The following is a 9023-nucleotide window of genomic DNA, read 5'->3' as shown; positions in this document are numbered from 1 at the left end:
GGTGCCGGTGGCGCCGCCCGCGGTGGTCGCGGCCGTGGTGGCCGCGGAGCCGCCGCGCAGACTGCCGAGGCCCCCGCCGCCGCGCCCGCCACTGAGAAGCAGGAGGGCTAAGCGACATGCTCATGCCACGGAAACCGCCGCGCGGTTACCGGAAGCCTCACGCTCCGAAGCGCAAGGGCAAGGCCACTCGCGGCACGAAGGTCTCCTTCGGCGAGTACGGCATCCAGGCGCTGGAGCACAGCTACGTGACCAACCGCCAGATCGAGTCCGCTCGTATCGCCATGACCCGCCACATCAAGCGTGGCGGCAAGGTGTGGATCACGATCTTCCCGGACCGCGCCATCACCAAGAAGCCGGCCGAGACCCGTCAGGGTTCCGGCAAGGGCTCGCCCGAGTACTGGGTGGCCAACGTCAAGCCCGGCCGCGTCATGTTCGAGCTGTCGTACCCCAGCGAGGAGACCGCCCACGAGGCGCTCCAGCGGGCGATCCACAAGCTCCCCATGAAGTGCCGCATCGTCTCTCGCGAAGGGGCGGGTGAGTAGTCATGGCTACTGGTATCGACACCGGTGAGCTGCGCGAGCTCAGCGCCAAGGAACTCCAGGCGAAGCTCGTGGAGAAGAAGGAAGAGCTGTTCAACCTGCGCGTCCGGAACGCCACCGGCCAGCTGGAGAACAACCACGAGCTCGGTCTGGTCCGCAAGGAGATCGCGCGGATCTACACCGTCATGAACGAGCGCCGGCTGGGCCTCAGCGCCGCGCCGGAGGAGGTTGAGAAGTGAGCGAGGAAACTCAGACTCGCGGTCGGCGCAAGGTCCTTGAAGGCCTGGTCGTCGGCGACAAGATGGACAAGACCGCCGTGGTCGAGGTCGAGGACCGCAAGAAGCACGCCCTCTACGGCAAGGTCATCAAGTCCAACAAGAAGTACAAGGCTCACGACGAGAACAACGAGGCCTCGATCGGCGACCGCGTCTCCATCATGGAGACCCGTCCCCTGTCGAAGACCAAGCGGTTCCGCATCGTCGAGATCCTCGAGAAGGCGAAGTAGGGGGACCGGGACGTGATTCAGCAAGAGTCGCGGCTCAAGGTCGCCGACAACACCGGTGCACGGGAGATCCTGTGCATCCGGGTGCTCGGCGGCTCCGGCCGACGCTACGCCGGTATCGGCGACACGATCGTGGCTTCCGTCAAGGACGCCACCCCGGGTGCCGGGGTGAAGAAGGGCGACGTCGTCAAGGCCGTCATCGTCCGCACGGTCAAGGAGACGCGCCGTCCCGACGGCACGTACATCAAGTTCGACGAGAACGCCGCCGTCCTCGTCAAGGACGGCGAACCGCGAGGGACCCGCATCTTCGGGCCGGTCGCCCGTGAGCTGCGCGACAAGCAGTTCATGAAGATCATCTCCCTCGCACCGGAGGTGCTGTAAGAGATGAAGATCAAGAAGGGCGACCGAGTCCGCGTCATCGCGGGCAAGGACAAGGGCGCCGAGGGCCTGGTGCTGGAGGCGTACCCCGACCGTGAGCGCGTGCTCGTCGAGGGTGTCAACCGCATCACCAAGCACATCAAGGCCGGCCAGACGGCCCGCGGATCGAAGACCGGTGGCATCGTCACCCAGGAGTCGGCGATCCACGTGTCGAACGTGCAGGTGCTCGACGCCGACAACCAGCCGACCCGCGTCGGCTACCGGTTCGGCGACGACGGCCGCAAGGTCCGCGTTTCAAAGCGGACGGGTAAGGACCTGTAATGACTGACGTTGCAGAGAAGACGCAGCCCCGGCTGAAGGAGACCTACCGCTCCGACATCCGCCCGGCGCTCCAGGAGCAGTTCAAGTACGTCAACATCCACCAGATCCCCGGTCTGACCAAGATCGTGGTGAACATGGGTGTCGGCGAGGCCGCCCGGGACTCCAAGCTCATCAACGGTGCGCTTGCCGACCTGGCGACGATCACGGGGCAGAAGCCCCTGGTCCGCCTGGCGAAGAAGTCGATCGCGCAGTTCAAGCTGCGTGAGGGCCAGGCGATCGGCGCGAAGGTGACCCTCCGCGGCGACCGCATGTGGGAGTTCCTCGACCGCCTCCTGGCGATCGCGCTGCCGCGCATCCGCGACTTCCGCGGGCTCTCGGACCAGCAGTTCGACGGCAACGGGAACTACACCTTCGGTCTCACGGAGCAGTCCGTGTTCCCCGAGATCGACCAGGACAAGATCGACCGGGTTCGCGGTATGGACATCACGCTGGTGACCACCGCGAAGACCGACGACGAAGGCCGGGCGTTCCTGAAGCTGCTCGGCTTCCCGTTCAAGGAGAACGACTAATGGCGAAGAAAGCCCTCATCGCGAAGGCCAAGCGGAAGCCGAAGTTCGCCGTGCGCGCCTACACCCGCTGCCAGAAGTGCGGGCGGCCGAAGGCCGTCTACCGCAAGTTCGGCCTGTGCCGCGTCTGCGTGCGCGACATGGCCCACGCGGGTGAACTCCCGGGCGTCCACAAGGCTTCCTGGTAAATCCAGGGCCCATAGCTCCGATCGCCACAGGCCCCGCCATGGTTCACAAGGCGGGGAACCGGGGTGAGAAAGGTAAAAAACGCTAATGACAATGACCGACCCGATCGCAGACATGCTGACTCGTCTGCGGAACGCCAACCAGGCGTACCACGACCAGCTCGCGATGCCGCACTCCAAGATGAAGGCCTCCATCGCGGAGGTCCTCAAGCAGGAGGGCTACATCGCCGACTGGCGTGCCGAGGAGCCCGAAGAGGGCAAGGTCGGCAAGACCCTGGTGATCGACCTGAAGTTCGGCGAGCGCCGCGAGCGGTCCCTTGCGGGCCTGCGCCGCGTCTCCAAGCCGGGCCTGCGGGTCTACGCCAAGTCCACTGAGCTGCCGCGCGTCCTCGGCGGCCTGGGTGTGGCCATCGTGTCCACGTCCCAGGGCCTGCTGACCGACCGCCAGGCTCGCAAGCGCGGCGTGGGCGGCGAAGTCATCGCCTACGTCTGGTAGCAGGAGGGTATTAAGCATGTCCCGCATTGGGAAGCAGCCGATTCTGGTGCCCTCCGGCGTCGACGTCAAGATCGACGGCGCGACGGTGACCGTGAAGGGCCCCAAGGGCCAGCTCAGCACTGAGCTGCCCGAGCCGATCGGCATCGAGAAGAACGAGGACGGGTCCTTCGATGTGACCCGGCCCAACGACGAGCGCAAGTCCCGGGCCCTCCACGGCCTGGCGCGGAGCCTCGTGAACAACATGGTCGTCGGCGTCTCTGAGGGCTACAAGAAGTCCCTGGAGATCAACGGCACCGGTTACCGGGCGCAGGCCAAGGGCAAGGGCGTGGAGATGAGCCTCGGCTTCTCCCACACCATCCAGGTCGACGCTCCGGAGGGCATCTCGTTCACGGTCGAGAAGCCGACCCTGCTGCACATCGAGGGTATCGACAAGCAGCTGGTCGGCCAGGTCGCCGCGAACATCCGCCGACTGCGTCCGCCGGAGCCCTACAAGGGCAAGGGCGTCAAGTACGTCGACGAGCGCATCCGCCGCAAGGCCGGGAAGGCAGGTAAGTAATGGCGAGCAAACTCGAAAACCGCCGCCCGTCCGGGTCGGTGTCCGAGCGCCGCCGGATCGGCAAGAACCGCCGGCACTTCCGCGGTCGCAAGAAGATCGCGGGCACGACGGCTCAGCCGCGTCTCGCCGTCTTCCGCTCCTCGAAGCACATCGTGGCCCAGGTCATCGACGACGTGAACGGCCACACGCTGGCCGCCGCGTCAACGGTGGAGCCCGGTCTGCGCGCCTTCGAGGGCGACAAGACCGCCAAGGCCAAGGAAGTCGGCAAGCTGGTCGCCGAGCGCGCCAAGGCCGCCGGCGTCGAGGCCGTGGTCTTCGACCGCGGCGGCGTCAAGTACCACGGCCGCGTTGCGGCCCTGGCCGACGCCGCCCGCGAGGCCGGCCTGAAGTTCTAGTCCGCTAGAACGGCTTCACGAAGCCGGGAGGAGCACTGCTCCTCCCGGCTTCGTTGTGTTTCGGGGTGATTTGGACTGTTTCTGGCGGGGGCCGGTGCGGGCCTGTCCGGTCCCTGCGCGAGTATGGGCGGGTGCGTCCCGTCTCCCGAAAGACCGTGCTGCTCTCCAGCGTCACGGCGGCCTTCGCGGTCGTCGGGGGCGGCGTCGTGATCGCCGAGGCCACCGCGGACCGCGGGGGCGAACCGGAAGGGGACGAGCCGGTGGAGGAGACGACCGAGGACCCGGTCGGGGACCTGCTCGCGTCGATGTCCTTGGAGGACAAGGTCGGCCAGCTGTTCATGGTCTACGTCCACGGCGAGACCTCGGACACCGGCAACACGGACGCGGTCGTCTCGAACCGGGAGCGCCTCGGGGCCGACACCGGGGCCGCGTTCGTCGCGACGTACCGCCCCGGCGGGGTCATCTACTTCGACTGGGCCAACGGCCTCACCGGTCCCGAGCAGATCGCGGCGCTCTCGAACGGGCTCCAGGCCGCCTCGGCCGTGCCGCTGCTCATCGCGACCGACCAGGAGTACGGCTCGGTCGTGCGCATCGGCGAGCCCGCCACGCAGTTCCCCGGGGCGATGCCGCTGGGCGCGACGCGCGACCTCGACGCGGCCGAGCGGGCCGCCGAGATCGCCGGTGCGGAATTGCGTGCGATGGGCCTGAACCACAATTTCGCGCCCGATGCGGATGTCAATGTGGACCCGGCGAACCCGGTCATCGGGGTGCGGTCCTTCGGTTCCGACCCGGGTCTGGTGGCCGATTTCGCGGCCGCGCAGGTGCGCGGGTACCAGGCCGGGGGAGTGGCGGTGTCCGCCAAGCACTTCCCGGGCCACGGCGACACCGGGACCGACAGCCACGTGGGCCTGCCGGTCATCACGCACACCGCCGAGGAGTGGGAGCGGATCGACGCCCCGCCCTTCGCGGCCGCGATCGCGGCCGGGACTGACATGGTCATGTCCGCCCACCTGCAGTTCCCCGCCCTGGACGACTCGCTCGCGCCCGCGACGCTCTCGCACCCGATCCTCACCGGGCTGCTGCGCGAGCGGCTCGGCTTCGACGGCGTCGTGGTCACCGACGCGCTCGACATGCAGGGCGTGCGCACCGAGTACGGCGACGACCGCGTCCCGGTCCTCGCGCTCCTCGCCGGGGCCGACCTGCTGCTGATGCCCCCGGACTTCCCGCTCGCCTACGAGGCCGTCCTGAACGCCGTCGCCGCAGGGGAACTCACCGAGGAACGCATCGACGAATCGGTGCGCCGCATTCTCGCATTGAAGCATTCACGGGGCATTATGGACGGTTTCGAGGCCGACGGGAGCGCCGCCGCCGAGACGGTCGGGTCCGACGCGAACCGGGCCGCGGCCGCCGACATCGCCGACCGCTCGGTCACGCTCCTGGCCAACGACGGCACGCTGCCGCTCGCGGGCGGCTCGGTGCTGGTGACCGGCTGGGGCGAGACCACGACCCGGCGCCTTGCCGACACCTTGAGCGCCAACGGGATCGACGCGGACGCCCTCGCCACGGGCGACGAACCCGGCGATGATGCGATCGCGGCCGCCAAGGCCGCCGCGGCGGGCCGCGACTTCGTCGTCGTCGCCACCAGGAACGTCCGGGCCGGCTCCCCGCAGGCCGATCTCGTTGCCGCCCTGCTGGAAGGCCCGGCCCCCGTGGTGGCCGCCGCGGTCGGCACCCCCTACGACGCCGCGCACCTCGGCGGCGTCAACGCGAGCCTCGTGGCGTACTCGTACGCCGCGCCCTCCCTTGCGGCCCTTGCGAAGGTCATCGCCGGTGCGATCGCGCCGACCGGGGCGCTCCCGGTCGACGTCCCGGCCGCCTCAGGGGAAGTCCTCTACCCCTTCGGCCACGGCCTCGGCTACCGCTAGCTCGTTCACCCTCACGCAACGGAAAGTTATTTTCACGGGCTTGACTCATTGTGGAGATTGTCTCCATACTGATGCAGGTGCCATACCCGGCACCTCCCCATCAAATGGATGATCTCCTGACAAGCAGGGAGCACCGTGTGAACCGTTTCGCAACCCTCCGAACCACCCGAAGACGCCACGGCCTCCGCGCCGCGGTCGTGCTCTTCCTCTCCACGATCCTCACCGCCACCGGACTCGCCATCGCGAGCCCCGCGCAGGCCCAGGGCCTCGCCGGCATCGACGTCTCCAACTACCAGGGCTCGATCAACTGGAGCTCGGTGAAGGCCGCCGGCATCCAGTTCGCCTACATCAAGGCGACCGAGGGCACCACCTTCAAGGACGCCCGGTTCAACACCAACTACCCGGCCGCCCACGCCGCGGGCGTCATCCGCGGCGCATACCACTTCGCGCGGCCGAACTCCTCCACCGGCGCCGACCAGGCGAACTTCTTCGCCTCCAACGGCGGCGCGTGGTCGGCCGACGGACTCACCCTCCCCGGCGCGGTCGACCTGGAGGCCCCGCCGTCGGGCGCGGCCTGCTACGGCCTGAGCACCACCTCGATGCGCAACTGGATCACCGACTTCTACAACACGTACAAGGCGAGGACCGGCCGCGACGTCGTCATCTACACGACCGCCTCGTGGTGGAACACCTGCACCGGCTCGTGGACCGGCATGGCCTCCAAGAGCCCCCTGTGGGTCGCGCACTGGGGCGCCTCGACCCCGTCGCTCCCGGCCGGGTGGAGCAGCACCACCTGGACGTTCTGGCAGTACACCGCCACCGGATCGGTCTCGGGCATCTCCGGGAACGTGGACCGGAACTACTTCAACGGTTCGGCCTCGCGACTCCTCGCACTGGCGAACAACACCTAGCGCGCCGCGGGGTCCGGGCCGGCCGGTCCGGGCCCCGCTTGGAGGCAGGCAATGGACGACCACCGCATCCGGCGCCGGGTCCTGTTCGGGACCGGCGCACTGATCGCCGCCGGGGCCACCGCGCTCGGCGCCTCGTCCGCCCACGCGGACAACGACATCCAAGCAGTCGAACCCGACGTCGACTCCACGACCGAATGGGGCGCGCGGACCCCCAACGGCACCAACCCGGTCATCAACCGCAGGCCGGCGAAGCTCATCGTGCACCACACGGTCGCGCCGAACACGTCGGACTTCTCGCGCGCGCGGGCCCACGCCCACGCGCGGTGGGTGCAGGACCTGCACATGGACGACAACGGCTGGCGCGACACCGGCTACAACTTCATCGTCAGCCGCGGCGGCTGGATCACCGAGGGCACCACCGGAAGCCTCGCGGCGCTCCTCGCAGGGCAGCGCTTCATCCAGGGCATCCACACCTCGGGCCAGAACACCACCGCCCTCGGGATCTCCAACGAGGGGTCCTATCACGAGGGCGCCGAACCCCCTGCCGCGCAGTGGGAGTCGCTGGTGACGGTCTGCGCGTTCGCGTGCGAGCAGTACGGGATACCGTCGAGTGAGATATACGGGCACATGGACTTCAACTCGACCCTGTGCCCCGGCATCTTCCACGACCGCCTCCCGCAGCTGCGGGACGAAGTCGAGAGCGCCCGCTTCGAGTAAGGCGCGCAAGCTGGTCGCGCGCGGCGACGGTGACCGCCGCGCGCGATCGTCACGTCCGCTGCCGGTGCGAGACCGCGGCCGCGGTTGCGGCGAGGGCCTTCGCGGTGCGCTTGCGCTGCTTGGCCGCGACGCCGACGAACAGGCAGTCGACGACCATGAGCTGCGCGATGCGGCTGACGGTGGCGCCGGAGCGGAACGTCGTCTCGCGCGCGGCCGTCGTCAGGACCAGGTCCGCGGTCTGCGCCAGCGGCGACCGGGCGTGGTTGGTGATAGCGATGGTGACGGCCTCCCTGTCGCGGGCGGCCTCCAGGAACTCCACGGTCTCGGTCGTCGCGCCGGAGTGGGAGATCGCGACGGCGACGTCCTTGGGCCCGGCGAGGGCGGAGGCGACGAGCGCGGAGTGGACGTCGGGCCACGAGAACGCGATGGAGCCGATGCGGTGCAGCTTCTTGACCAGGTCGGCCGCGACGATCCCGGAGGCCTCGACGCCGAACACGTCGACGCGCCCGGCCGCGGCCAGGGCCGCGACCGCGGCTTCGCAGGCGGCGGTGTCGAGGGCGTTCGCGGTGTCGGTGATGGCGCCCATGTCGGCGTACGAGACGGTGGCGATGATGCGCGACATGTCGGCGCCGGTGGGGATGTCGCCGCCGGCGATCTCGCGGTCGGGGCCGTCGCCGGTGCCGATGACCGCCTGGGCGGCCCGCATGCGCAGCTCGCGGTGCCCGGCGAGGCCGAGGGAGCGGCAGAAGCGCACGACGGTGGCCTCGGAGGTGCCCGCGGCGCGGGCGAGTTCGGTGATGGTCCGCGTCGAGGCGGCCTCGGGCTCGCGGATGATCTCTTGGGCGACCTTGGTCTCGGCCTTCGAGAGGGAAGGCAGGACCGACTTGATGAGCACCAGGAGGTTGGGCGTGTCGGTGCGGCTTGCTGGCATGACGTCACGTTACACCCGCGGCCCGGCCGCCACGGGTCGGCGCGATTCTTCACCTGAGACTTGGTGGGTGAAATTTTACTTCATTGCGCTACGCTCGCAACTGTGAGTGAACCGACCGAGCGCCTCAAGGCGCGCACCCTCCTGGCAATGCTGGCCACCGAGCGGGCCGACCCGCGCTACGCGGGGATCGAGGGATTGTCGACCCTTGATCTGGCGCGGACCATGAACGAGGCCGACGCGAGCGTATCGGCCGCCGTCGCGGCGGTGCTCCCCGAGGTGGCCGCCGCGATCGACGCCGTGGCCGAGCGGCTCGCGAAGGGCGGGCGACTGCGGTACGTCGGCGCCGGGACGGCCGGGCGGATGGCGGTCATGGACGCCGCCGAGTGCCCGCCGACGTTCTCGACCGACCCGGACCTGATCAAGGCGATCATCGCCGGCGGCAAGGCCGCCGAGGGCGGCGCGGTCGAGGGCACCGAGGACGACGAGGCCGCGGGGAAGGCGGCGATCGCGGCCGACGGGATCGGCCCGGCCGACGCGGTCGTGGGCCTGGCCGCGAGCGGCCGCACGCCGTTCGTGGTCGCGGCCGTGCGCGAGGCGCGGC

Annotated in this window: 15 protein-coding genes; 14 read left to right on the top strand and 1 reads right to left on the bottom strand. The window is 69.3% G+C overall.

Going from position 1 to position 9023, the window contains the following annotated elements:
- The first annotated feature begins 116 nt into the window (after positions 1-116).
- From rplP to DI269_RS15295, 13 genes are all read left to right on the top strand, one after another.
- On the top strand, positions 117-542 hold the full coding sequence (gene rplP, locus DI269_RS15355) for a 50S ribosomal protein L16 (protein WP_030155127.1): 426 nt from the start codon (positions 117-119) through the stop codon (positions 540-542).
- A gap of 2 nt (positions 543-544) precedes the next feature.
- Positions 545-778 (top strand): 50S ribosomal protein L29, encoded by a 234-nt coding sequence (gene rpmC, locus DI269_RS15350; RefSeq protein ID WP_112137315.1) that lies wholly within the window; start codon positions 545-547, stop codon positions 776-778.
- Positions 775-1044 (top strand): 30S ribosomal protein S17, encoded by a 270-nt coding sequence (gene rpsQ, locus DI269_RS15345; protein ID WP_112137313.1) that lies wholly within the window; start codon positions 775-777, stop codon positions 1042-1044. The genes rpmC and rpsQ overlap by 4 nt, the downstream gene beginning before the upstream one ends.
- Positions 1045-1056: 12 nt before the next feature.
- Positions 1057-1422 carry a 50S ribosomal protein L14 gene (gene rplN / locus DI269_RS15340; RefSeq protein WP_091039823.1) on the top strand — a complete coding sequence of 122 codons (366 nt, stop codon included), beginning with the start codon at positions 1057-1059 and terminating at the stop codon, positions 1420-1422.
- Positions 1423-1425: 3 nt separating this feature from the next.
- Positions 1426-1740: a 50S ribosomal protein L24 gene (gene rplX, locus DI269_RS15335; protein WP_112137311.1), complete on the top strand. Its 315-nt coding sequence runs from the start codon at positions 1426-1428 to the stop codon at positions 1738-1740.
- Entirely contained in the window at positions 1740-2309 is a 570-nt protein-coding gene (rplE, locus tag DI269_RS15330) for a 50S ribosomal protein L5 (protein ID WP_112137309.1), read from the top strand. The genes rplX and rplE overlap by 1 nt, the downstream gene beginning before the upstream one ends.
- Positions 2309-2494, top strand: a complete 186-nt coding sequence (locus DI269_RS15325; RefSeq protein ID WP_030155111.1) for a type Z 30S ribosomal protein S14 — start codon at positions 2309-2311, stop codon at positions 2492-2494. The genes rplE and DI269_RS15325 overlap by 1 nt, the downstream gene beginning before the upstream one ends.
- A gap of 85 nt (positions 2495-2579) precedes the next feature.
- Complete coding sequence (gene rpsH / locus DI269_RS15320) at positions 2580-2987, top strand: 30S ribosomal protein S8 (RefSeq protein WP_112137307.1); 408 nt, start codon at positions 2580-2582, stop codon at positions 2985-2987.
- A 16-nt stretch (positions 2988-3003) separates the two neighbouring features.
- Positions 3004-3543, top strand: coding sequence for a 50S ribosomal protein L6 (gene rplF / locus DI269_RS15315; protein ID WP_112137305.1), 540 nt, complete (start codon positions 3004-3006; stop codon positions 3541-3543).
- The gene (rplR, locus tag DI269_RS15310) at positions 3543-3938 is read left to right on the top strand and encodes a 50S ribosomal protein L18 (RefSeq protein ID WP_112137303.1); all 396 of its coding nucleotides are present in this window, start codon (positions 3543-3545) and stop codon (positions 3936-3938) included. The genes rplF and rplR overlap by 1 nt, the downstream gene beginning before the upstream one ends.
- A 131-nt stretch (positions 3939-4069) precedes the next feature.
- Positions 4070-5863: a glycoside hydrolase family 3 protein gene (locus DI269_RS15305; protein WP_198667457.1), complete on the top strand. Its 1794-nt coding sequence runs from the start codon at positions 4070-4072 to the stop codon at positions 5861-5863.
- Between the two features lie 215 nt (positions 5864-6078).
- On the top strand, positions 6079-6774 hold the full coding sequence (locus DI269_RS15300; RefSeq protein WP_408612302.1) for a GH25 family lysozyme: 696 nt from the start codon (positions 6079-6081) through the stop codon (positions 6772-6774).
- 51 nt (positions 6775-6825) lie between these two features.
- Positions 6826-7491, top strand: a complete 666-nt coding sequence (locus DI269_RS15295) for a peptidoglycan recognition protein family protein (protein WP_112137299.1) — start codon at positions 6826-6828, stop codon at positions 7489-7491.
- A gap of 49 nt (positions 7492-7540) precedes the next feature.
- On the opposite strand, the gene DI269_RS15290 is transcribed toward DI269_RS15295, so the two are convergent.
- The gene (locus tag DI269_RS15290; RefSeq protein ID WP_112137297.1) at positions 7541-8422 is read right to left on the bottom strand and encodes a MurR/RpiR family transcriptional regulator; all 882 of its coding nucleotides are present in this window, start codon (positions 8420-8422) and stop codon (positions 7541-7543) included.
- Between the two features lie 102 nt (positions 8423-8524).
- Here DI269_RS15290 and DI269_RS15285 point away from each other — a divergent pair.
- The coding region (locus tag DI269_RS15285; RefSeq protein ID WP_232822760.1) for an N-acetylmuramic acid 6-phosphate etherase at positions 8525-9023 on the top strand (499 nt) is incomplete at its 3' end.

Origin of the sequence: Glycomyces dulcitolivorans (genome assembly GCF_003265355.1) — a bacterium.
Lineage (GTDB): Bacteria > Actinomycetota > Actinomycetes > Mycobacteriales > Micromonosporaceae > Glycomyces > Glycomyces dulcitolivorans.
The sequence above is the reverse complement of the archived record's forward strand: the minus strand, read 5'-3'. Positions and strand labels throughout refer to the sequence as shown.

Coding starts and splice junctions, on each gene's coding strand:
- rplP (WP_030155127.1), top strand. CDS start 117: ATGCTCATGCCACGGAAACCGCCGCGCGGTTACCGGAAGCCTCACGCT.
- rpmC (WP_112137315.1), top strand. CDS start 545: ATGGCTACTGGTATCGACACCGGTGAGCTGCGCGAGCTCAGCGCCAAG.
- rplX (WP_112137311.1), top strand. CDS start 1,426: ATGAAGATCAAGAAGGGCGACCGAGTCCGCGTCATCGCGGGCAAGGAC.
- rplE (WP_112137309.1), top strand. CDS start 1,740: ATGACTGACGTTGCAGAGAAGACGCAGCCCCGGCTGAAGGAGACCTAC.
- DI269_RS15325 (WP_030155111.1), top strand. CDS start 2,309: ATGGCGAAGAAAGCCCTCATCGCGAAGGCCAAGCGGAAGCCGAAGTTC.
- rpsH (WP_112137307.1), top strand. CDS start 2,580: ATGACAATGACCGACCCGATCGCAGACATGCTGACTCGTCTGCGGAAC.
- rplF (WP_112137305.1), top strand. CDS start 3,004: ATGTCCCGCATTGGGAAGCAGCCGATTCTGGTGCCCTCCGGCGTCGAC.
- rplR (WP_112137303.1), top strand. CDS start 3,543: ATGGCGAGCAAACTCGAAAACCGCCGCCCGTCCGGGTCGGTGTCCGAG.
- DI269_RS15295 (WP_112137299.1), top strand. CDS start 6,826: ATGGACGACCACCGCATCCGGCGCCGGGTCCTGTTCGGGACCGGCGCA.
- DI269_RS15290 (WP_112137297.1), bottom strand. CDS start 8,422: ATGCCAGCAAGCCGCACCGACACGCCCAACCTCCTGGTGCTCATCAAG.